We start from the raw sequence: 19,897 nt of genomic DNA on the forward strand, positions 1-19,897 counted from the left end.
TTCTGACATGCTGTATATGCGATGTCGATGGTCTTATACTTTCCCATTGTAAAGAAAGTAGTTACTAGAAATGATTTCTGGAAAGGAAGTGAAACTATGTGCTACAAAGAAGAAGTACAAAGAAAAAATGCTGAGAAGTTACAACGAAAATTTGATGAAGAGAATGTACCAGAATTTATTCAGGACTTTTTCCCACGCATAGCAAGTAGAGCTGCAAGGATTAATTATTGGTCAACTATTAAAAATATGCTTAAATGGTTAATGGAAAATAATTTCATAAAAAGAGATAAGCTAAGTGATATAGTATCTGATGATATTAAAAACATCAGACCTGCAAAGATGATTTCCTACTTTGAGTATTTAAAATATGATAAAAAGATATCACTCAACACACTAAGCACTCAAAAAAATCAGCTTGGAAGTTTTTGGGAGTACTTAAAGGAAGAACACTATCTTGACGATAATATTGTCCATATGGTCAAATCAGAAGAATTTAAGCCAGCAAAAACAAACAGAAGAAAGATGGAAAAAATGCCATTACATGAAGATGTTGAAGAGATGATTGAAAAAATACTCAGAAAGCCAGATGAATTTATAAGGATAAGAAATATTATGGTGTTTAGAGTGTTGAGAGGAACTGGACTAAGAGAGTCTGAATTAGCTGGATTAGATATTGATAATTTATTTTTAGAAGAAGAACATCCCTATATTCTTGTAATCAGTAAAGGAACCTATGATTACTCAGATAATGGAAAAGATATAGTATATCTCACTAAAGATGCAACAGCGGCTTTAAATGAGTGGTTAGAATATCGAATGGAACTAGATGATATTGTAGATAGTAAAGCCATTTTTCTCAACAAAAATGGAAAGCGTATGAATGAGGAAAATATTCAAAACATGTTTAAAACCTATTCTAGTGGAAAATTAACGCCACACATGATGAGACATGAATATACCACTATATTACAAAGAGAAACGAATGATCCAACGTTCGTACAGGAGCAAGGAAGGTGGAAGTCTGATAAGGTTATGAGGTCTGTATATGATAGTGGGGCAAGTAGGTCTTTGGGTAAACTGGCAAATATGTAAACATAAGAATTGTGTGTTTCATAGAGAATGGATTTGTGATAAAATTGAAAGAGAATTAAAAAGAATGCAAGGACGGAGCCGGTTTACCATGAAGAAAATTTTAGACTACACAATTAATAAAGATGATATGGCAAAGATGGACGATAGAGAAGTGGCAGAATTGTTAATGTACACCGATAGAGATAGAAAAGAATTAGAAGTTGCCGAGAAAATATATTGGTGGTGTGTTGAAGAAATTAATCGAAGAGAAGATGAGGTGGTTTCATGAAATGCACATTAGAAGAGGATGTTAATACTTGTCAATTCTTCAAAAGAGAGGTTCACACATGAAATGAAGGTAAATGTTCTTTTCAGGAAGAAGACGAAACAAACGTAAACGGAGAATATACAAGAGATAAGCGTTGGTATGAGCAATATTACAAGAAGAAAGATTGATTTCAAGTGAAGAGGAGGATTTAACATATGGAAACTATTTTGTATGGGGAGCATAGCGTGTGGAAATTTTTAAAAAAAGATAGATATACCAAAGAAGGAATAAAGAAAACAGAACAGATTTATGATTTTCTTCAAAAGATGAAAGAAGATGTGGGTGTTGACAGAATGAGAGAATTGTTTGATATGTGGAATGAATATAGTGATGAGACATTTTGGATTTTATCAAACATTACTCATGATAATGAATAGCAGTTAAAAGCCAGATTAATAGGAGGAAATGATGGAAAAATTTATGAACGAACCAATCCCATATGAGCGGACTAATAAAGACATTATTCAGGAATATGAAAAGTGCCAAGATAAAAAGAAAGTGGCTGTCATATGGGGAATTAGTGTAAAAGAAGTTGATGAGATATTAAAACAAGAGAAGACTTGAGGTGATGTTATATGAAAGTAAAGAGAAATAATCCGGAGTGGTGTTGTCAACAGATTGAGGATAAAATACAAGATTATAAAATAAGTATAACTGAAACAGAAAACGAAGATGTAAGAAGGCAATTAGAAATTATTGTTGAGGACTTAGAAGAAATATTATATGGATGAAATGCTGTTTTCAAATTAAAAATTATTCAGGAGGATAATATGAATATGGATAGTAAGATTAATAATTTATTATATTTAGAAACAATCATAACAAACCTGATACACCGTGAAATTGAAGAATTATTAAGAGGAAAAGAATCGGATAGTCAAAAACTTAAAGAAAGTATTATATACCAAATAGATGACAGACTGAATACACGATAAAATCAACTTTAAAAAGAAATTCATGTAAAAAGAAGTTAGAAGATATGGAATATGAGGTGAGCTTTTCTCCAGATAATTATGAATTAGTGATACGAAAATTTGATATGATAGACAAGCATTGAATAAAATCTTTGTTTGTGGTTGGAGAATAATAAACGTAAAGAGGTAAGGTAGATGAAATTAAATTTTAGCTTGAAGAATAAGGAAGCAAGTTTAGAAGCAGATGTTGAAGGGGTTATTGAAAAAGGTTTCGAGCATAGGGCTAAAAATCCTAATAGAAAAACTCGACATCAGATCAAACAAGAAGAAAAACGGTTGAATGAAGAATTAAAACAGAAAAAGTTAATTCAGGGTATGCTGCTGATGATGGGACTCATTGTTTTTGCTCTAATTATCTGCGCAATCGGATCTGCGTTGAATTGGTAGAAAAGATGTGAGAATTAGTGGTAAGATACAATGAAAGGATAGTTTCGTGGGAGGTGATGTTGTGGGATTTGATATGTACCTGATTAAGGTGGACAAAAATAAGATAAGAAATTTAGAAGAACCTTTGTGGCAAGAAATTCAAGATGCAACGATTGATGAAGTAGATAACTATTATCCTGTTTTACATGATTTTTATTAGGATCATGATGATTTACAATGGATATATGAAGAATATAATCTCTTATCGGAAATCAGTTTGACTGAAATAATTGAGTGGTTAAAAGAGAAAATAAAAACAAAAAAAACTTTGGTTTAGATAGTAGCGAAGAAAGAATGACTAAAATGGTTTATGAAAATATAAAAGATTGGATTCCTCTAAAAGAAAATGAGATTGTTTATTTTGAGGAAGATAGCTAATAAAAGAGAAATCTCTTTTGGAAAGGAGAATAAGTAATTATGGACAATAAAAAATGCATTGAGATTTTAGAAACTTTAAAATGCGACTTAGATGACAATTGGGACAAATCAGACCCTGAAATAATTCAAATTATAAATAGATATTTTTCCGCTATTGATCATGCGATTATCAGTTTATCAAGTAAGAATATGGTAGGAGAACTGATTATTGAAGACAAAAAATATATTATTTGTGGACAAGAATTGAGTTGATGATTTACTAGATAGGAGGGCTTGTATGAGCGTGGAAATGCAAATTGCTTTATTGGGTATCATAGGCACCCTTGTAGGTACAGTATTAGGTTGGTTTTTAAATAATCTGTCACAGCGAGGAAAACTTAATATATATGTTTCATCTTGGAAAGATAAATTCGAGTACAATCATATTGGAACAATGGTTCCTAGTTCAAGCATCGAACAGACTGAAAGTTATTCATACAGATTAGCACTCGATTTATATAACGATAGTGGTGAAACAAAGATAATGAGAAATGTTGAAATTGTATTTGCTAAAAACAAAGAGGTATTGTATTGCAGTGTTCCCAAAGATGAAGCAACTGGGCGAACAAGCCATCCGATGGCATATTATGATGATGTATTACCTATAAACATCCCACCAAAGACTGTTTTACATATAGAACTCTTCAAAGGGGTTTGGAAAAGTAATACCTCACTTGATTTTATTTGGAAAACTACTTCGGTATTTTTGAGATATGTAAACGAGAATAATAAAAAAGTAAGTGTTATGATTAATAAAGTAAACTACAAGGATTATTTTATTCATCATAAGACAGATGAGCAAGATAATGAATAAAAGTTCAGTTTCAATACGGGAGGGATAAATATGGATTGGAATAAAGTAAATCTAAGAAGTAAAGATAAAAATTTACCACAAGCGGACATACCTGTAATATGGGCAACTAATGAAGAAACTCATGATGAAAAGATATTCCATAAATTTATTGGATGGCTAAGTAAGGATTGTAAATATGTGGAGTCTGGATGGAAAAGATATAGAGTAACTAGTAAATTCTGGTGGCAGGAATTGCCAGATGATCCGGAAATTTAATATATAATGAATGTGAAATTTCGTAGCATTGGGAGAAAGTAGGTGATATTTATAATTTATGTAACCGGAGATACTCATGGAGATTGGATGAGCCGTTTAAATTCTAATTCATTTCCAGAGCAAAAGGAGATGACCAAGGATGATTATGTGATTATCTGTGGTGATTTTGGTATATGGGACAACTCCAACAGAGAAAAATATAATCTAAATTGGCTCGAAGATAAACCTTTTACAACACTGTTTGTGTCTGGAAATCATGAAAACTATGATATTCTTGACTCATTGTCAATTTCAGAATGGCACGGTGGCAACGTCAATTACATAAGACCATCAGTAATGCACTTGATGCGTGGACAGGTTTTTAATATTGAAGGTAAGAATTTCTTTACATTTGGTGGCGCAAGTAGCCATGATATTTCAGATGGAATTTTGGAGAAAGACGATCTCAAAATAAAAAAATGGAGAAAAGATTATTCTAAAATGTTTCGTATTAACCATGTCTCATGGTGGGAAAGAGAATTACCTTCCAACGAAGAAATGAATGAAGGAATTGCAAAACTTGCTGTTGTTAAAAATAAAGTTGATTATATTATCACTCATAGTCCATATACATGGCTATTAAAGCAGGTGGATGGTGGTAGTGGACTGTATAAACCGGATATACTGACCGATTACTTGCAAGACATCAAGCAAACTGTTGATTATAAGCATTGGATGTTTGGGCACATGCACACCAATCAAACGTTTTATTGGGAAAGAGCAAGTTGCTTATATGAACAGATTATTAGAATAGAATAATGAAATGTCCAAACGTGAATTATAGTATTAATAAAAAAAAGAAATAAATTCCTATTGAAAAAGAACAACTGTTCGATTATAATAACCTTATCCAATAATTTAGGAGGTGTCATTTTGGATAGGGTTATTTTTCATATAGATGTAAATTCCGCGTTTTTATCATGGGAAGCAGCATATCGCATTCATCATCTGGGAGGTAGATTGGATTTGCGTACAATTCCATCTGCTATCGGTGGAGATGTAAGTATGCGCCATGGTATTATTCTTGCTAAGAGCATACCAGCAAAGCCGTATGGAATTCAGACTGGAATGACGATAATGGAGGCAAAACAAAAATGCCCTAATTTATATTTGGCTCCTCCGAATTACTCTTTGTATCAGAAATGCTCGAAGGCATTTTTGACTATTTTACGTGAATATACACAAGATGTTGAGGTATACAGTATTGATGAAGCATTTCTCGATATGACAACTACAATGCACCTATATGGAGATCCTATAGATGTAGCTAATCAAATTAAGAATCGAATACGAGACGAATTAGGATTTACTGTGAATATTGGAATTTCATCTAATAAACTTCTGGCAAAGATGGCAGGTGATTTCAAGAAGCCAGATTTAGTTCATACACTTTTCCCGGAAGAAATTGAGAAGAAAATGTGGGTATTGCCAGTATCAGAACTATTTTTCTGTGGTCGAGCTACCACAAAGAAATTATTGAACTTTGGTATTAATACAATAGGAGATTTAGCGCATACTGATATAGAGTTCTTAAAAAGAAATTTAAAAAAGCAAGGTGAAATAATGTGGAACTTTGCGAATGGACTTGATTTTTCTGCTGTAATATCAGAAACGCCAAAACAAAAGGGGTATGGAAATTCTACCACCACTCAGTTTGATGTAAAAGATGCTGAGACAGCTCAAAAGGTGTTATTAGCATTGTGTGAAACTGTAGCTGCTAGATTGCGAAAAGATGATTTCCAAGCACAAGTAATATCTGTTGGCGTTAAGAGTTCCGATTTAAGTTATGCAAGTCATCAGATGATTATGAAAAGTCCAACGAATATTACAAATGAATTATATTATTATTCTTGCAAGCTATTTCTTGAATTATGGGATAAACAAACTCCTATACGACATCTTGCGGTTCACACCAGTTCTTTAACATCTGAGTTTGGTTCCCGACAGCTTAACTTATTCGACGTAACTGATTATATAAGGTTAGAAACGTTAGATAAGACAGTAGATATTATCAGAACAAGATATGGTAATGATGCGGTTAAACGAGCAGTATTTATTCAAACGCCAATTGACCATATGGAGGGTGGAGTGTCTAGAGAAAAGCGTACAGTAGATTATTCAAAGATTAACGTTGTCTGATTCAAAGGAAGGTGATTTTTGTGGGAATGGGCATCGGAATAAATGATACAATTACCGATGAAGGTGTGATAAAGGGGCATCAAGAAGAAGTGGCTTGTGATGCGTGGTTTACAGCTAGCGGCAGAATAATTATTCGCCTTATAAAACAAAAGAAAAAAGACGAAAGTATAGTTGAAATAGATAATATTCGTGTACTTTCATCATCTAAAAAGAACTTTTGTGGTATTCAAACGATAGAATTTATATGCGAAGCAGTTGTTGAAGGTTTTATGAAAAGATTTAAGCTGTTCTTTTACACAGAAGAACAAATATGGAGGATGATAATGTTGTAATAAATAAGGAGGTGTAAAAATGTGTGGACGATATTATGTTGATGATAATACAGCCAAAGAAATTGAAAGATTGCTTCAAAAATTAGACAATCGATTAAAGGTAGCACATAAATCAGGAGATGTATATCCAACTAACAGTGCAATGATTGTCAAAGGAGAAAATGAGAAGCTGATTTTAGATGAAATGATTTGGGGTTTCCCACAATATCAGAAAAAAGGTGTTATATTTAATACAAGATCGGAGTCGGCATTAGAGAAAAAGACTTTCTCGAACAGTACACGGAGTCGTAGATGCCTAATTCCTGCAAAGGGGTTCTACGAGTGGGATAGTGTAAAAAATAAAATTTCTTTTGAGCGTCAAGATGGAGATACTATGCTACTGGCTGGTATTTGGAATAATTTTGGATTGGATAGAAGATTTACAATTTTAACAACTGATGCAAATGAAACGATGCATCAGATACATGATAGGATGCCTTTAATAATCGAACCTGAAGAAGCAGAAACGTGGTTGTTTGATGAAAGTTGTGTAGAGTTTATGCTGAATAAAATACCATGTAATTTAGCAATTGTTGAAGGAAATTATCAGCAAAAACTAGATTTATAATAATGTTTGATGAAGAAAAAGACGATAGAAATTATTCACTATCGTCTTTTTTATTTTGTTTATTTAACATAAAATATGCCATTAAGCGATTTAATCGAGGATCATCTGAAACCATAATTTCATTTGGTGTGCATTCGAGTTCGAGACAGATTGCTTCGAGTATTTCCAGCTTTATGCTAGTTGATTCGCCATTATATATTTTATCTACGGTCTTGTAAGTAACGTCAATACGTTTTGCCAACTCATACCTGGTTATTCCTTTATTATCTAACTTATCTTTAATATTTAAACGCATGTTGATATCTCTCCTTGTCCATGACTATACATACTAGTGTACATATAGATAATATCATACATATAGGAAAATAAATATAGGAAATATTTTACTTATAGTTACTTGACAACCTATATGTACTTGTGTATAATATGAAATATAAAGGCACTAATCAGAGAGGAGGATGCGTAAATATGACACATAATTTAAAAAGGTTTGATATTGTTCTTGTTGATTATGGAATAGAAGTAATAGGCTCGGAGCAGGGCGGAATACGTCCATCTATTATTATACAAAATGATATGGGTAATATACATAGCAGCACAACTATTGTAATGCCATTAACAAAACAAATCAAACGCCTCAACCAACCAACGCATACTCTCATTACAAAAGGAGAAGGCAAAGGAATAGTTGAAGATTCTATGGTTTTAGGAGAATGTATGAGACAAGTATCAGAAAAAAGAATTATCAAATATCTTGGTTCTATAACTGAAATTAATGAGAAAAGAAGAATTAAGCGTGTATATGACGCTAATTTTGGAGAGGTGGCATAAGTGCAATATATAATGATGAGTATGGAAGAGGCAAAAAAGGTTGCTAAGGACGATGCAATTGTCTTGCTCGCTGTTTCTAATTTAGAAACAGATGATTGTAACACAGAATTTAAAAAGAGGAATTTTAGGGATTGTGAGAAACTTATTCAAGAAGCTGAAACAATAGCAAGGGTATATGATGATTTTGTCAATCAGTTAAGAGTTTTTACAGCAAAGCAGGTTGATGTAATTAATTATGAACCGCGAGGTAAGTTAAGTACTATACTTCTTCGAGAATAAAATTCGTGACAATTACCAAACTTACATATAAACATATGTTTGCTTTTGGTATTGACTAGAACGCGTGTTCGGATATATAATAGTAAACAAGTCACGCAAAAAGAAAGAAGGCTAATCTTTTCATCGGTGTTGGCGCACCTCCAAGATTGAACCTTCTTTCAAATTACACATATATAACATAATACACGTCAGAATTGACGCAAATTATGAAACATAGCAGAAAAGCTATGTCTAAGCACATTTTACATACTTTCACTTGATTCGTCAAGTAAATTCTTGTGTTAAGGCAGTTCTGCTATAAAATCCCAATTACAAAAAGAGAATAAGTAAGTGAGAGCTAAAGTAATAGAAATTACTTTGGTGTGATATTTTGTTGTCAAAAATCAAAAAAGGAGAAAAATACATGGCAGATTATGTTATTACAGATGGTTCACGATGGATTATGAAAGACCGAAAAGGCAAATATGTTCCTACGTCATGTGAGACTTTTGCTGACCTTTACACCCAGAGACAGGCAAATGCGTTGTACAATAATTCTCTTCCTAAAGCACTGAAAACAGTATTTCGTGTAGAGAAGGTGGACAAACCACCGTCTCTAGTAAAGCAAGCAACTATCAAGGATACTACATACAATACTGAAAAGGTTATGGTTGCTGATAATATCCAGAAGTGGTTGGACAAGGTATCTGACCTAAATGGGTTGGCTAATGATGCATTACATAGGAAAGAGGAATTATTAAAGCAATTAAGTGAAATAGACAAAGAGTTGTCCGATATTTCGCACTACATAGAGTTCGTAAATCTTAATGCAGCACAGGGTTACATGACATATAAGATGATAAAGGATAGACGCATAAAACGTAGAAGTGTCAAAAATGAATTGGAAGTATTGGCTATTATACTTGGTAAAAAGATTTCGGAAACAGCGACTGATGAAATTCAAAAGTGCGTGGCTGGAATGGATGTCAGACAATATGAGCCTAGAATTATGAAAGAGCTGTTTGATTTATGAATAATTCAATGAAAAATTAGTGGGTGGGTGTGACAATGAATAATATGCAAAAACAACAAAACAAGGGAAAATACTCTGAAACAGAAATTAAGATTATTGAAGAGTATTGTGATAATGAACTGTATATATTGAAAAAAATATGTGATCCTATAATTTTCAAAAAAGGTGTTCCACAAATGTACCACGATGATTTATATGCTCTTGCGGTAGACACGCTAGATGATAGTGTAAAGCGTTATGACGCCACTAAGGACTGCCAGTTTAAGACTTTTCTTACGGGAAACATTAAACGAACCTTTTATGATTGGACAAGAGACAATACACGTTGGAAACGTTGTAATCTGCAAACAAACGAAGAGGGGAATATTGTAAAAGATGAAAATAATAATCCTATCATTATTCCTAATATTTCAATTGATGCTCCCACCGATGACGGAATTGATTTAAGTGAAAAAGTAGCGTCATCATTTAAAGTAGAGGACGAGCTATCAGAAGAAATTGGACTTTCATCTAATGACAAAATTGAAAAGTACCTAGAAAAGTTATCTAAAGTACAAAGACAAATTGTATTATTCTTGTCTGATGGATACTCCCAGGAAGATATTAGAGAATTATTACATATAAGCAAAAAAGAATATTCAGATAACATGCTTACCATAAGAGCGTATGAAAACGTAAAAATATTATATTAATTTGGGGGACATAGTCATGGCGAAGAAAATTAGAAAACAAACATTAGCATTAAAATCGTATCTTGAAAAGATGAAAGAAGAAAATCAAGAGATTAGAAGTGACCAGGATGTACAGAGATTATCTGGTCAATGGGATAACAGTATGATTAATGAATTGGTTGCTACAGTACTTACCGATGACTATATTCCACCAATTATATTAGGAGAAGAAGAAAGAGAAGATGATACAACACAGCTTTGGGTTATTGATGGACTACAACGAAGCTCGACATTGGATTTGTACAGATATGGCAACTGGACAATTACATCAGCTATTGAAGATAGTATTATAGAGTATCAAAAGAACAAAATAGAAGATGGAAAAGTTTGTAGAGACGAAGAGGGTAATTTAATTAAGGATACTGTCGAATTTGATATTAAAGGTAAAACGTTCGATGAATTGCCAAATGAACTAAAGAAAAAATTTGATGACTATCAAATAGAAATGGCAGTACATCAAAATTGCACAATGGAACAAATATCAAAACTAATAAGGCGCTATAATAATCATCGCGGAATGAACACGGTACAAAAAGCCTTTACATACTTAAACAACTTTGCACGAAAAATTCGTGCAATTATAGATATGAGATTTTTTAAAGATTGCATGAAGGATTTGGGTAAAGAAAAAATAAAGGGTGGCTATGAACGAATTATTATGGAGTCAGTGATGGTAATGTTTCATTTGGACAAATGGAAAAAGACTCCTAAAGATATTGGAAAGTATTTAAACAATAATGCAACAGATGAAGAGTTTGATGTTTTAAAAGAAGTGATTAGTCGCTTAGAGCCTGTAGTAGATGATAATTTTAAAGAAATATTTAATATGAAAGATTCATTTATTTGGTTTGCATTTTTTCATAGGTTTTTAAAATTAGGTTTAGATGATAGTAGATTTAGAGATTTTCTTAAAGAATTTACAAGTGAATTACATAACAAAACATTTGAAGAATATGATAACAGATCCTTCGATACAGTTGACGGAGGGAAGGGTACTAAAGACAAGAGGGTCATCATTCAAAAATTGGACATGCTTGAAAAATTAATGAATGATTTTTTACATATTAAGAATGTGGAATTTAGCAAAAATGAGCTGGAAATAGAGAATAACGAAGTGAGTAAAGAGCAATTTATTGCGGAAAATGTTGGCATGGATATTGAAGATATAAAAGCTGATATGGAACTTTATGAGCAATCACTTGACGATTTACTTGATAAAGCCGTAAAGGATGGTTCGAAATTGCTTAATAAAGCAAACAGAGTATCTTTGCTGGCAATGATTTCGTATTCGTATAAAGAAGACAAGGATTTAGATGAGTGGATGCTTGAATACGCAAAAAATAATAATACATATTTTATTGACCAAAAGAAGAATTACATACATATGCTTAAAGACTTAGAGAATTTTATTAAGAAGGGAGTAGCTGCTTAATGCCTAGTAATGAATTTAATAAGTGTAATTTTTGCAGAGCATTTGATGAGTATGAGGGATGTCGCAGTTATCATTGCAATAACAAATTAGATTTTGTAGCGGTCCCCGACAAGTTAATTGAAAAAGCAAAAGAGAAAGCCATTTCTGTAACAGATGTAATTGCCTTATTAGAAATAGCAGGCAATGAAGTATAGATATTAAATATAGTAGAAAAAGGAGAGATGAATTATGTGTAGATTTAAATCAGCAGTAATCTTAAAAAACAGGGTGATATTAGCGCCAGAAGGGAATGAAAGTCACTCAGATTTATTAAGGAGTTTAAATATTGAAGATTCTCATTTTAATGCATCAAAGACATTTGTTAGAGCAGAGTTAGTGCCGCCAGATGGAAATAAGGCAATTGATATTGACAAATGGGAATATATTGTTGATCAAGATATTGTACCCGATTGGTTTGATGAAGACTCAGGCAGATATGAAATAGAAATGCGAAATGCAGTTGGCGAATATATGAAGGATAAACTTAAAAATATTATTTGCGGATATGATTGGACACCGGTTACAGAAGGAGAATATACATATTACTTCATGAATGGAATAATGTCTAAATCCAACTTTGGAAAAACAAACGACTACAGAGAATCTGCTGTTAGAGCAGATTTGCTATCTAGTAATCTACTGGCGAATTTAAAGGAAAAGTTTGGCGATAACCTTGTTCCAATTACATTAGACCTTACTTCTATGGATGGGTTTAAAGATTACGGAAATGTAGAAGGAGATCTTCTGGCCATTCCAAATATTGAATTATTAATGAAGTTTGGAAACCAAATTCAACTAATAGATAATTGGTATTGGCTTGCAACACCAAATCAGACTCCTTCTAGGAGAGATTCTTCCAACGTTCAGTGTGTTGGCTCCGATGGCCTCGTGGACTGCTGCGATTGTTGCTGGAATGGCAGGGGCGTGCGTCCGTTTTTTATCTTGAAATCTGATATCTTAGTATCTGCAAGTAAGTAGAGGGCAGCCAGTGAACAGGGCTAGGGCGTAAGCCCTGCCCGTGAGCTTTGGATGAGATTGACAACAAGGAGCAAAATAGTGAGCGAAAATAAACTGGATATTATTGTAAAAGCAATAAATCTTATGGAATACACAATGACAATCACATCAAATAGAAAAAGATTTCCAGTTAAGCATTTAATGTTAGTAAGACGTATCCAGGAATGTTGTATGGATATTTATGAATATTTGATTGATGCCAATAGGATTAAATTAGATACTTCAAAATCCGAACGACAAGAATTGCAGACCAAGGCGATTTCATGTTGTGATAAATTATCGTGTTATGTAGAACTTTCTATGAAATTAAATTTAGTTGGAACCGATACTGTTTCATATTGGCAAAAGCAAGTTAATGATGTGAAATATATGGCGATTGCATGGCGCTCTAAAGACAAACAGAGATAGATATGAAAATGGGTTGTTTGTTGCTTGACTTCCAACGTTCAGTGTGTTAACTCCAATGGCAACGTGAACTACAACGATTGTAACTGGAATGACAAAGGCGTGCGTCCGTTCTGGGTCGGAAGACGAAAGAAAGTAGGAGAAACACCGAAATTAGAGTCCCGATATCAAAAGAATAGACAACCTTTCCTGTCTGATAAAAGGCAGGATAAATACAAAGGATTGAAATATTATGACAGAAGATAAAACAGATTTTGAGGTCGTTACGGATTTTGGTAATTTATATCAAGCTTATAAAAAATCAAAATCAGGTAAGGGATTTTCAAAGAGCAGTCAACAATTCCAAGTGGCGACTCTTGATGGAATTCATCAAATAAAAAGAAGATTAGAAACCAAAACATACGAAGTATCTAAATATAATGAATTTACAATATATGAACCAAAAGAGAGAATTATTAAAGCAGGTTCATTTGTAGATAAAATAGTTCAGCACAGCTTATGCGATAACGTATTAATTCCTAAATTGGAATCTGAATTTATTCAAACTAATTATGCTGGACAAATTGGAAAGGGAACGTTATACGGACTCGATTGTTTAAAGGCACAAATGTATTTGGCATATCAGAAATATGGATATAATTGTTGGATAGTTAAAGCCGATATAAGTAAATTCTTCTATAATATAAATCGCGATATTTTAATAGATATAGTTGCTTATTTTATAGAAGATAAAGATGTATTTTGGTTGTGTAAAAAGTTTATAAATAGCACAGAAGGATTGGGGCTTCCACTTGGAAATCAAGTAAGTCAAGTATTTGCATTATTATATCTATCCGGATTAGATCATTTTGTAACCGGCGAATTAGGTGTGAAATATTATGGAAGGTATATGGACGACTTTTATTTAATTGTAGAAACAAAAGAATGTGCTAAGTGGTGTTTAAGTAATATTTATGAATTTGTTCATTCCCTTGGATTAGAATTGAATAACAAAACTCAAATTATACCTTTCAAAAATGGAATTAAGTTTTGTGGTTTTCATACATATGTTACGGAAGATGGCAGGGTTATTCGTAAATTAAAGAATGAGAACAAAAGAGCTGCAAAGAAAAAATTTAGAAAGATGGCTAACTTAGTGAATAAAGGTAAGTTAAGCAAGGATAAATTTAATGAGTCTTATTGTGCATGGAAAAATCATATTTCTCATGGAAATTGTGTTAAGTTGGGATATGAGATGGATAGGGATATAGAAGAATTATTTAATAAGTCTTGTGAAACGAATATTTCAATAGTAGATTAGGAAGAGAAATATGAAGCTACTTAAATATTGATATGAGAAATAAATAGAGTAAAAATTTTTACTCTATTTATTAAGAACCATTGATTATTTTTCTTACTGCGTAAGGAAGTAAATAATGTTCACTATGATCAATGAACTTTTGTCCATATTTATGTCTTATGTTTGTAACGTAGGTGTCGAAACCTGTATAACTGTAATCATAATTTAGTTTATTTACTATATCACAATATTTACTATTATTATACTGCCTGAAAGTCCAACAAGTATTAGGTCTAATGCTATAAATGGAACAAATGTTATCATTTAAAAATAAACATTGTTTGTTCAATTTTGAATATTCTAAGTTTATGTTGTAACTTTCGTCGTTTGTTATATGCAATATTTTGAATGGTACAAGTGACTCGTTCACAGCATTACATATATTGTTGGCAGTGTTGCCAAGATACCTTTTAACTCTTTTATTTAAAAAATTTATATGGTACTTTAACATTTCAAATTCAATAGGATCAATATAAATAGCTTGTGAACAACACTTAGAGCAGCCAATAGTGCATACGCATTTTAAGCCACAATTATGTTCGACAAGATTAATCATGTCAGTTGCACGTATTATTTCTTGTGAATTCCAATCAGTCAAATCTTTCAAATCTTTAAAATTTGGAGAAACGCCTAGATTAAAAGCTATTTTATTTTGATTATCTTTAATGTAATTTAGAATTTCTTTTGTTTTTAAATTCCAAATAAATTTACTCATATATACAACACTCCTTTGGGGAATTATAGCAAAAATAAAATAAGAAGTAAATAGAAAGATACTAGTAAAGTAGATATATAAAAAATATAAATGGAGACGAAATCAGGATTTTAACGGAAAAAAGTATCAACATATAGTGGCAAATACAATATAAACACAACATATAGTATGTAAAAAGGAGAGAAAATATGGGATTTATTAAATTCAAAGAGGAATTGCAAAAGCATTTTAAAGAAATGACTAAAGATGTGACACATTTATTTGAGGTGGAAGTAGATAAGGATGAATTATGGAATACCTATCTTAGTAGTTATCCACCCGGTACTAATAAAATATTTAGAGAACGTACAGAAAATGATTGCAGTTGTTGCCGACACTTTATTAAAAATATTGGCAACGCAGTTATTATCAAAGACAATCAAGTACATACAGTTTGGGATTTAGAACTAAATGATACTACATATCAACCAGTAGCAAATGCATTGGCATCTTTTATTAAATCTAATGTTGTAACTGATATCTATATTAGTAAGGAAAAGAAAATTGGCACCGATTTCAATTATGAAGATATGAACGGAAAAATGCATAAATGGGATCATTTTTATCTTGACTTACCGGACAAGTTTGTTGATAGAAGTAGCCGTTCAATTGGAGATATTCAGGGAGGATTTAGAGATACAAGAAATGTATTTAAGCGTTCATTAGATGAAATTTCTATAAGTGCACTTGATACAGTTTTAGAACTTATCAATTCGAATACTCTCTACAAAGGTGAAGAATGGAAAGGCGTACTTACAGAATTTCGTAAATATAAGAAAGAATATGACAAATTATCATCCGAAAAAGAGAAAGAATTATATACATGGGAACAATCTGTAAAAGCTGGTGTGGCTATTGGCAGAATTAGAAACCATAGTATTGGAACATTGCTCGTTAATATCAGTGAAGATATGGATTTAGACTTAGCTGTTAAGAAATATGAACAGATAGTAGCTCCGTCGAATTATAAACGCCCAAAGGCTATTTTTACCAAGAAAATGCTTGAAGACGCACAGAAAACTATTACAGAATTGGGTTATATGGATTCGTTAAATAGAAGATTTGCAACGCTTGATGATATTACGGTGAATAATATTCTTTTCTCAAATAAGGATTCCGCTAAAAGAATTGTGGGAGTGGATGATATTTTTGGAGAAATGGAAAAAGATGTTGTTGTAAATCCTAAGAGATTTTCTAAGGTAGAGGATGTTACTGCAAAAGATTTTATTGACAATGTACTTCCAACTACAAAAGAGGTTGAGGTGTTTGTAGAGAATAAACATGATAAGAATTTTGTATCTTTAATTGCCCCAATTAATCCAGATGCTAAAACAATGTTTAAGTGGAATAATGGAATGAGTTGGGCTTACACAGGAAATATCACAGATAGTGACATGAAACAAAACGTGAAGGCTGCCGGTGGTAATGTAGATGGTGTTTTAAGATTTTCCATTCAATGGAATGAGGATGGAAAAGACAATTGTGATTTGGATGCACATTGTAAAGAGCCTAATGGTAATGAGATTTATTTCGGCTCTGATAGAAAACCAGATGTTTCAAGGTTGGGTGGTCAGTTGGATGTTGATATTGTTAATCCTGGTGGTAAAGTAGCTGTTGAAAATATTACATGGGCAGATCAATTAAAAATGCAACCAGGTATATATAGATTTTTCGCACACCAATATTCTGGTAGTGTGAGAAATGGATTTAGGGCAGAGATTGAATTCAATGGTGAAATCTATTCATTCGATTATAATAAATCAATAAGAAGTGGTGAGAATGTTCAAGTAGCAGAAGTTACTTTGGATGTAAACGGAGAATTTACCATTAAAGAGAAATTATCTGGTAGTTCAACGATTTCAAGTAGGGATGTTTGGGGAGTGAGTACAAATCAGTTTACACCAGTTTCCGTGATTTGCTATAGCCCTAACTACTTTGATGAGCAAGACGGTATTGGACACAGACATCTGTTCTTCATGTTGAAAGATTGTGTGAATCCAGAGTCACCGAATGGCTACTATAACGAGTTTTTAAAGAATGAGTTAGCAGACCATAAAAGGGTTTTCGAGGCATTGGGAGCAAAGTGCAAGGTAGAAGATTTAGAAGATCAGCTTTCAGGAGTTGGATTTAGTATGACAAAGCGAGCTGATTTAATAGTTAAAGTAAAAGGCGCAACAGAAAGAGTAATGAAAATTAAATTTTAATTTGGTCCTATGTCAAGATTTAGTACAAGTTAAAATGAGAAAAAATTCCTCACATTAACTTGCTAGAAGCAGGCGGCCATCTTGGCTCTGCTCATATAGTTTTTCAAAGTCATTTGGTGACATATAATCACAGTGACTGTGGATACGTTTTGTATTATAAAATGCCTCTAGATATTCAAATACGAGGCGATAAGCCTGGTCGAAATCGAGGATATGAAATCGGTTCAGCCACTCCCGTTTTATGAGTGCATGAAATGATTCAATACATGCATTATCCCATGGGAAGGCCTTTTTTGAATAACTACGCTTCATATTTTCGGTTGCTTCGTTGTAGGCTTTTGAAACATACTGAGAGCCGCGATCGCTGTGTATAATCAACGGAAGATCTGTTTTGCGACGTGCTTTTGCTTTGGTTATGGCATCAATTACACAAGAAACCTCTAACGTTTCTGAAAGTGTCCATGCAATGATTTTCCTGGAATACAAATCCATAATGCTTGTCAGATAGACAAATCCGTCTACGGTCCAAATATAAGTGATATCGGTGCACCAAACAGCGTTAGGGCGGTCAGGATTGAATTGTTCATCAAGGATATTTTGAAGTTCGTTACTAAAATCAGAATCTTTTGTAGTGATTGTCCATGGTTTTACCCATTGCGCTTTAATTCCCATTTCCTTCATGTAGGTACCAACCGTTCGTTCTGCAATAACTTCTCCCTTTTTTTTGAGCTCTTTGGTGATTTTGGGAGCACCATAGTTTTGTTTGGAGCCATCATAAATCTCTCTTATTTTGGCCTTTATAGTTTTCTTTCGTACGAGTGTATTTGAAGGAGTTTTTCTTAAAAATGCGAAATATCCCGATCGTGAAACGCCTAAGATTCGCAGCACTCTGGAGACAGAAACACGGCGTCCGTTTTTCTTGGAAGCTTCTGTCTTCTCAGATACTTCGAGGTAAATGGCTTGCGTCATTTTCCCAGAATGCCGATGGCTTTTTTTAACACATCAAGTGCATCCTGTGTGTCGCGCAATTCACGCTTAAGACGGGCAATCTCCTTTTCTTCATCCGAAGAGAAATTTCCAGAGCCTCTAGATTCGAGATCACCTGTCTCACGAAATTCTCTTTGCCATCTTGATATAGACTGGTGGCTGATTCCAAGATTGTTGGCACAGCCAATCAAACCAAGCTCCTTGTGGTCATGATAGTACTGGATGCAATCCAATTTAAATTGTTTGTCATAGTTCTTCGGCATAATGAGACCCTCCATGATTCAGTACAAGTATTGTACCATAATTTTTTATATTGGAATTTCTCATTTTGACTTGTACTATTTAAATTCTAACATCAATTAAGAAAAGGAGAATAAGGATTATGAGTACAGAAAAAATGTTTATTTTAGCAACTAGAAACAAGATGAGGTTTCCTTATAAGGGAATGGTTTCAGTGGAAGATTTGTGGGATATGAGCGTATCTGCGCTTGACTCAGTATTTAAAAATCTCAATTCACAGAAGAAACAAGCAGAAGAAGAAAGCTTATTAAATACAAAATCTAATGCTGATGAGGAACTCGAATTACAGATTGAAATTGTAAAATACATCGTATCCGTAAAATTATCAGAAAAAGAAACAAGGGAAAAAGCAAATATAATGAGAGAACAAAAACAAAAGATTATGCAAATTATGGCTACTAAACAGGATGAAGCCTTGCAGAATGCATCATTTGATGATTTACAGAAAATGCTTGATGAATTAGGAGAATAATATTATAGGGTTAGTTGGTGTAACGGCTGGCTAACCCTTTGAAGCAACGATTTCTTTCGAAGAAAGTAGGTGAAATAATGCAAATGGAAACGCGTGTTGTTATAACCGATTATAATAAGTATTGGAGAAGTTACAAAAATACTGTTGGGCATCACGGAACAATTAAAAGCGAAATAAGTAGTGCTGGAAATTACGCAGTGAAGATAGACGATTTACGAAATGATAAGTTTAGTAGTGCAACCGGATGTTTCTGGATTAATAAAGAATATTTAAAATTAGAAAGCGAGGAAAATAATATGAGTAAATTAACAGGATTTAAAGCAGTAGCAGTGGTTAATCAAGGATATAAAAATTATCATTTTGCTATTTACGAAGATAATACAGAGTATCAAGTAGGGGATAGAATTATTGTGTCTGGAAGCGAAACTATACATACTATTACAGAAATCATTACGCCGGAAGAAGCAGAGCAAAGATATAAGGGGAATATAACAGCCGAGGTTATAGGGAAAGTAGATACTTCTGCTTATGAAGAAAGAGTTGCCAAGAGAAAAGAAGCGGAAGAATTAAAGAAGTCTATGGATAGGGCTATTAGGGAAATGGACGAGGTAAATAAGTACGAGATGTATGCAAATCAGAATCCTATTTTGAAAGAAATGTTGGATAAATATAAGAAGTTAGTTGGGTGATGTG

The 19,897-nt window shown here is 33.0% G+C and carries 32 protein-coding genes; 28 read left to right on the plus strand and 4 right to left on the minus strand.

Annotated features, from left to right (window positions below):
- The first annotated feature begins 96 nt into the window (after positions 1 to 96).
- The 16 genes from CTY48_RS07010 to CTY48_RS07060 all read left to right on the plus strand — a co-directional run bounded on the left by CTY48_RS07010 (position 97) and on the right by CTY48_RS07060 (position 7,402).
- The gene (locus tag CTY48_RS07010; RefSeq protein ID WP_180272667.1) at positions 97 to 1,092 is read left to right on the plus strand and encodes a site-specific integrase; all 996 of its coding nucleotides are present in this window, start codon (positions 97 to 99) and stop codon (positions 1,090 to 1,092) included.
- A gap of 88 nt (positions 1,093 to 1,180) precedes the next feature.
- Positions 1,181 to 1,360, plus strand: a complete 180-nt coding sequence (locus CTY48_RS19490) for a hypothetical protein (RefSeq protein WP_143452703.1) — start codon at positions 1,181 to 1,183, stop codon at positions 1,358 to 1,360.
- Positions 1,361 to 1,554: 194 nt separating this feature from the next.
- Entirely contained in the window at positions 1,555 to 1,776 is a 222-nt protein-coding gene (locus CTY48_RS07020) for a hypothetical protein (RefSeq protein WP_099467807.1), read from the plus strand.
- A gap of 31 nt (positions 1,777 to 1,807) precedes the next feature.
- Positions 1,808 to 1,963 (plus strand): hypothetical protein, encoded by a 156-nt coding sequence (locus CTY48_RS19610; RefSeq protein ID WP_180272647.1) that lies wholly within the window; start codon positions 1,808 to 1,810, stop codon positions 1,961 to 1,963.
- An 11-nt stretch (positions 1,964 to 1,974) separates the two neighbouring features.
- Complete coding sequence (locus CTY48_RS19615; protein WP_180272668.1) at positions 1,975 to 2,130, plus strand: hypothetical protein; 156 nt, start codon at positions 1,975 to 1,977, stop codon at positions 2,128 to 2,130.
- A 39-nt stretch (positions 2,131 to 2,169) separates the two neighbouring features.
- Positions 2,170 to 2,334, plus strand: a complete 165-nt coding sequence (locus CTY48_RS19620) for a hypothetical protein (protein WP_180272669.1) — start codon at positions 2,170 to 2,172, stop codon at positions 2,332 to 2,334.
- 174 nt (positions 2,335 to 2,508) lie between these two features.
- Complete coding sequence (locus CTY48_RS07025; protein WP_099467808.1) at positions 2,509 to 2,760, plus strand: hypothetical protein; 252 nt, start codon at positions 2,509 to 2,511, stop codon at positions 2,758 to 2,760.
- A 61-nt stretch (positions 2,761 to 2,821) separates the two neighbouring features.
- Positions 2,822 to 2,959 (plus strand): hypothetical protein, encoded by a 138-nt coding sequence (locus CTY48_RS19625; RefSeq protein WP_180272670.1) that lies wholly within the window; start codon positions 2,822 to 2,824, stop codon positions 2,957 to 2,959.
- A gap of 74 nt (positions 2,960 to 3,033) precedes the next feature.
- Positions 3,034 to 3,177 (plus strand): hypothetical protein, encoded by a 144-nt coding sequence (locus CTY48_RS19630; protein ID WP_180272671.1) that lies wholly within the window; start codon positions 3,034 to 3,036, stop codon positions 3,175 to 3,177.
- A 39-nt stretch (positions 3,178 to 3,216) separates the two neighbouring features.
- The gene (locus CTY48_RS07030) at positions 3,217 to 3,429 is read left to right on the plus strand and encodes a hypothetical protein (RefSeq protein WP_099467809.1); all 213 of its coding nucleotides are present in this window, start codon (positions 3,217 to 3,219) and stop codon (positions 3,427 to 3,429) included.
- Positions 3,430 to 3,454: 25 nt separating this feature from the next.
- Complete coding sequence (locus tag CTY48_RS07035) at positions 3,455 to 4,030, plus strand: hypothetical protein (protein ID WP_099467810.1); 576 nt, start codon at positions 3,455 to 3,457, stop codon at positions 4,028 to 4,030.
- A gap of 30 nt (positions 4,031 to 4,060) precedes the next feature.
- On the plus strand, positions 4,061 to 4,285 hold the full coding sequence (locus tag CTY48_RS07040) for a hypothetical protein (protein WP_099467811.1): 225 nt from the start codon (positions 4,061 to 4,063) through the stop codon (positions 4,283 to 4,285).
- Positions 4,286 to 4,327: 42 nt separating this feature from the next.
- The gene (locus CTY48_RS07045) at positions 4,328 to 5,083 is read left to right on the plus strand and encodes a metallophosphoesterase family protein (protein ID WP_328587795.1); all 756 of its coding nucleotides are present in this window, start codon (positions 4,328 to 4,330) and stop codon (positions 5,081 to 5,083) included.
- A gap of 114 nt (positions 5,084 to 5,197) precedes the next feature.
- Positions 5,198 to 6,463 carry a Y-family DNA polymerase gene (locus tag CTY48_RS07050; protein ID WP_331463151.1) on the plus strand — a complete coding sequence of 422 codons (1,266 nt, stop codon included), beginning with the start codon at positions 5,198 to 5,200 and terminating at the stop codon, positions 6,461 to 6,463.
- A 20-nt stretch (positions 6,464 to 6,483) separates the two neighbouring features.
- Positions 6,484 to 6,795, plus strand: coding sequence for a hypothetical protein (locus CTY48_RS07055; protein WP_099467812.1), 312 nt, complete (start codon positions 6,484 to 6,486; stop codon positions 6,793 to 6,795).
- A gap of 19 nt (positions 6,796 to 6,814) precedes the next feature.
- Entirely contained in the window at positions 6,815 to 7,402 is a 588-nt protein-coding gene (locus CTY48_RS07060) for an SOS response-associated peptidase (RefSeq protein ID WP_099467813.1), read from the plus strand.
- A 31-nt stretch (positions 7,403 to 7,433) separates the two neighbouring features.
- Here CTY48_RS07060 and CTY48_RS07065 read toward each other — a convergent pair whose 3' ends face one another.
- The gene (locus CTY48_RS07065; RefSeq protein WP_099467814.1) at positions 7,434 to 7,697 is read right to left on the minus strand and encodes a helix-turn-helix domain-containing protein; all 264 of its coding nucleotides are present in this window, start codon (positions 7,695 to 7,697) and stop codon (positions 7,434 to 7,436) included.
- A 173-nt stretch (positions 7,698 to 7,870) separates the two neighbouring features.
- On the opposite strand from CTY48_RS07065, the gene CTY48_RS07070 reads away from it, so the two are divergent.
- The 9 genes from CTY48_RS07070 to CTY48_RS07115 all read left to right on the plus strand — a co-directional run bounded on the left by CTY48_RS07070 (position 7,871) and on the right by CTY48_RS07115 (position 14,448).
- Positions 7,871 to 8,233 (plus strand): type II toxin-antitoxin system PemK/MazF family toxin, encoded by a 363-nt coding sequence (locus CTY48_RS07070; RefSeq protein ID WP_099467815.1) that lies wholly within the window; start codon positions 7,871 to 7,873, stop codon positions 8,231 to 8,233.
- On the plus strand, positions 8,234 to 8,512 hold the full coding sequence (locus tag CTY48_RS07075) for a hypothetical protein (RefSeq protein WP_099467816.1): 279 nt from the start codon (positions 8,234 to 8,236) through the stop codon (positions 8,510 to 8,512).
- 403 nt (positions 8,513 to 8,915) lie between these two features.
- Positions 8,916 to 9,524: a hypothetical protein gene (locus CTY48_RS07080; RefSeq protein ID WP_099467817.1), complete on the plus strand. Its 609-nt coding sequence runs from the start codon at positions 8,916 to 8,918 to the stop codon at positions 9,522 to 9,524.
- Between the two features lie 35 nt (positions 9,525 to 9,559).
- The gene (locus CTY48_RS07085; RefSeq protein WP_099467818.1) at positions 9,560 to 10,216 is read left to right on the plus strand and encodes a hypothetical protein; all 657 of its coding nucleotides are present in this window, start codon (positions 9,560 to 9,562) and stop codon (positions 10,214 to 10,216) included.
- A gap of 16 nt (positions 10,217 to 10,232) precedes the next feature.
- Entirely contained in the window at positions 10,233 to 11,687 is a 1,455-nt protein-coding gene (locus CTY48_RS07090; protein WP_099467819.1) for a DUF262 domain-containing protein, read from the plus strand.
- On the plus strand, positions 11,687 to 11,881 hold the full coding sequence (locus CTY48_RS07095; RefSeq protein WP_099467820.1) for a hypothetical protein: 195 nt from the start codon (positions 11,687 to 11,689) through the stop codon (positions 11,879 to 11,881). The genes CTY48_RS07090 and CTY48_RS07095 overlap by 1 nt, the downstream gene beginning before the upstream one ends.
- Before the next feature lie 34 nt (positions 11,882 to 11,915).
- Positions 11,916 to 12,704, plus strand: coding sequence for a hypothetical protein (locus CTY48_RS07100; RefSeq protein WP_099467821.1), 789 nt, complete (start codon positions 11,916 to 11,918; stop codon positions 12,702 to 12,704).
- 78 nt (positions 12,705 to 12,782) lie between these two features.
- The gene (locus tag CTY48_RS07105; protein ID WP_099467822.1) at positions 12,783 to 13,151 is read left to right on the plus strand and encodes a four helix bundle protein; all 369 of its coding nucleotides are present in this window, start codon (positions 12,783 to 12,785) and stop codon (positions 13,149 to 13,151) included.
- A 229-nt stretch (positions 13,152 to 13,380) separates the two neighbouring features.
- Positions 13,381 to 14,448 (plus strand): reverse transcriptase/maturase family protein, encoded by a 1,068-nt coding sequence (locus tag CTY48_RS07115; protein WP_099467824.1) that lies wholly within the window; start codon positions 13,381 to 13,383, stop codon positions 14,446 to 14,448.
- A gap of 70 nt (positions 14,449 to 14,518) precedes the next feature.
- Here CTY48_RS07115 and CTY48_RS07120 read toward each other — a convergent pair whose 3' ends face one another.
- Complete coding sequence (locus CTY48_RS07120) at positions 14,519 to 15,202, minus strand: YkgJ family cysteine cluster protein (protein ID WP_099467825.1); 684 nt, start codon at positions 15,200 to 15,202, stop codon at positions 14,519 to 14,521.
- A gap of 188 nt (positions 15,203 to 15,390) precedes the next feature.
- Here CTY48_RS07120 and CTY48_RS07125 point away from each other — a divergent pair, with 188 nt between their 5' ends.
- Complete coding sequence (locus CTY48_RS07125; protein ID WP_099467826.1) at positions 15,391 to 17,445, plus strand: hypothetical protein; 2,055 nt, start codon at positions 15,391 to 15,393, stop codon at positions 17,443 to 17,445.
- Positions 17,446 to 17,499: 54 nt separating this feature from the next.
- Here CTY48_RS07125 and CTY48_RS07130 read toward each other — a convergent pair whose 3' ends face one another.
- Together CTY48_RS07130 and CTY48_RS07135 are read right to left on the minus strand one after the other, a co-directional pair.
- Complete coding sequence (locus CTY48_RS07130; protein WP_099466477.1) at positions 17,500 to 18,414, minus strand: IS3 family transposase; 915 nt, start codon at positions 18,412 to 18,414, stop codon at positions 17,500 to 17,502.
- Entirely contained in the window at positions 18,411 to 18,695 is a 285-nt protein-coding gene (locus tag CTY48_RS07135) for a transposase (protein WP_099466478.1), read from the minus strand. Before CTY48_RS07135 ends, CTY48_RS07130 begins: the two co-directional genes overlap by 4 nt.
- A 119-nt stretch (positions 18,696 to 18,814) precedes the next feature.
- Between CTY48_RS07135 and CTY48_RS07140 the strand changes: the two genes are divergently transcribed.
- Together CTY48_RS07140 and CTY48_RS07145 are read left to right on the plus strand one after the other, a co-directional pair.
- Positions 18,815 to 19,204, plus strand: coding sequence for a hypothetical protein (locus CTY48_RS07140; protein WP_099467827.1), 390 nt, complete (start codon positions 18,815 to 18,817; stop codon positions 19,202 to 19,204).
- Positions 19,205 to 19,287: 83 nt separating this feature from the next.
- Positions 19,288 to 19,893, plus strand: a complete 606-nt coding sequence (locus CTY48_RS07145; protein ID WP_143452704.1) for a hypothetical protein — start codon at positions 19,288 to 19,290, stop codon at positions 19,891 to 19,893.
- Positions 19,894 to 19,897: the final 4 nt, after the last annotated feature.

Origin of the sequence: Konateibacter massiliensis (assembly GCF_900184995.1) — a bacterium.
GTDB lineage: Bacteria > Bacillota > Clostridia > Lachnospirales > Lachnospiraceae > Lachnotalea > Lachnotalea massiliensis.

Bases quoted from the DNA above. Each gene is read 5' to 3' on its own strand.
- CTY48_RS07010 (WP_180272667.1), top strand. From the start codon at position 97: ATGTGCTACAAAGAAGAAGTACAAAGAAAAAATGCTGAGAAGTTACAA.
- CTY48_RS19490 (WP_143452703.1), top strand. From the start codon at position 1,181: ATGAAGAAAATTTTAGACTACACAATTAATAAAGATGATATGGCAAAG.
- CTY48_RS07020 (WP_099467807.1), top strand. From the start codon at position 1,555: ATGGAAACTATTTTGTATGGGGAGCATAGCGTGTGGAAATTTTTAAAA.
- CTY48_RS19610 (WP_180272647.1), top strand. From the start codon at position 1,808: ATGGAAAAATTTATGAACGAACCAATCCCATATGAGCGGACTAATAAA.
- CTY48_RS19615 (WP_180272668.1), top strand. From the start codon at position 1,975: ATGAAAGTAAAGAGAAATAATCCGGAGTGGTGTTGTCAACAGATTGAG.
- CTY48_RS19620 (WP_180272669.1), top strand. From the start codon at position 2,170: ATGAATATGGATAGTAAGATTAATAATTTATTATATTTAGAAACAATC.
- CTY48_RS07025 (WP_099467808.1), top strand. From the start codon at position 2,509: ATGAAATTAAATTTTAGCTTGAAGAATAAGGAAGCAAGTTTAGAAGCA.
- CTY48_RS07030 (WP_099467809.1), top strand. From the start codon at position 3,217: ATGGACAATAAAAAATGCATTGAGATTTTAGAAACTTTAAAATGCGAC.
- CTY48_RS07035 (WP_099467810.1), top strand. From the start codon at position 3,455: ATGAGCGTGGAAATGCAAATTGCTTTATTGGGTATCATAGGCACCCTT.
- CTY48_RS07040 (WP_099467811.1), top strand. From the start codon at position 4,061: ATGGATTGGAATAAAGTAAATCTAAGAAGTAAAGATAAAAATTTACCA.
- CTY48_RS07060 (WP_099467813.1), top strand. From the start codon at position 6,815: ATGTGTGGACGATATTATGTTGATGATAATACAGCCAAAGAAATTGAA.
- CTY48_RS07065 (WP_099467814.1), bottom strand. From the start codon at position 7,697: ATGCGTTTAAATATTAAAGATAAGTTAGATAATAAAGGAATAACCAGG.
- CTY48_RS07070 (WP_099467815.1), top strand. From the start codon at position 7,871: ATGACACATAATTTAAAAAGGTTTGATATTGTTCTTGTTGATTATGGA.
- CTY48_RS07080 (WP_099467817.1), top strand. From the start codon at position 8,916: ATGGCAGATTATGTTATTACAGATGGTTCACGATGGATTATGAAAGAC.
- CTY48_RS07085 (WP_099467818.1), top strand. From the start codon at position 9,560: ATGAATAATATGCAAAAACAACAAAACAAGGGAAAATACTCTGAAACA.
- CTY48_RS07090 (WP_099467819.1), top strand. From the start codon at position 10,233: ATGGCGAAGAAAATTAGAAAACAAACATTAGCATTAAAATCGTATCTT.
- CTY48_RS07095 (WP_099467820.1), top strand. From the start codon at position 11,687: ATGCCTAGTAATGAATTTAATAAGTGTAATTTTTGCAGAGCATTTGAT.
- CTY48_RS07100 (WP_099467821.1), top strand. From the start codon at position 11,916: ATGTGTAGATTTAAATCAGCAGTAATCTTAAAAAACAGGGTGATATTA.
- CTY48_RS07115 (WP_099467824.1), top strand. From the start codon at position 13,381: ATGACAGAAGATAAAACAGATTTTGAGGTCGTTACGGATTTTGGTAAT.
- CTY48_RS07120 (WP_099467825.1), bottom strand. From the start codon at position 15,202: ATGAGTAAATTTATTTGGAATTTAAAAACAAAAGAAATTCTAAATTAC.
- CTY48_RS07125 (WP_099467826.1), top strand. From the start codon at position 15,391: ATGGGATTTATTAAATTCAAAGAGGAATTGCAAAAGCATTTTAAAGAA.
- CTY48_RS07130 (WP_099466477.1), bottom strand. From the start codon at position 18,414: ATGACGCAAGCCATTTACCTCGAAGTATCTGAGAAGACAGAAGCTTCC.
- CTY48_RS07135 (WP_099466478.1), bottom strand. From the start codon at position 18,695: ATGCCGAAGAACTATGACAAACAATTTAAATTGGATTGCATCCAGTAC.
- CTY48_RS07140 (WP_099467827.1), top strand. From the start codon at position 18,815: ATGAGTACAGAAAAAATGTTTATTTTAGCAACTAGAAACAAGATGAGG.
- CTY48_RS07145 (WP_143452704.1), top strand. From the start codon at position 19,288: ATGGAAACGCGTGTTGTTATAACCGATTATAATAAGTATTGGAGAAGT.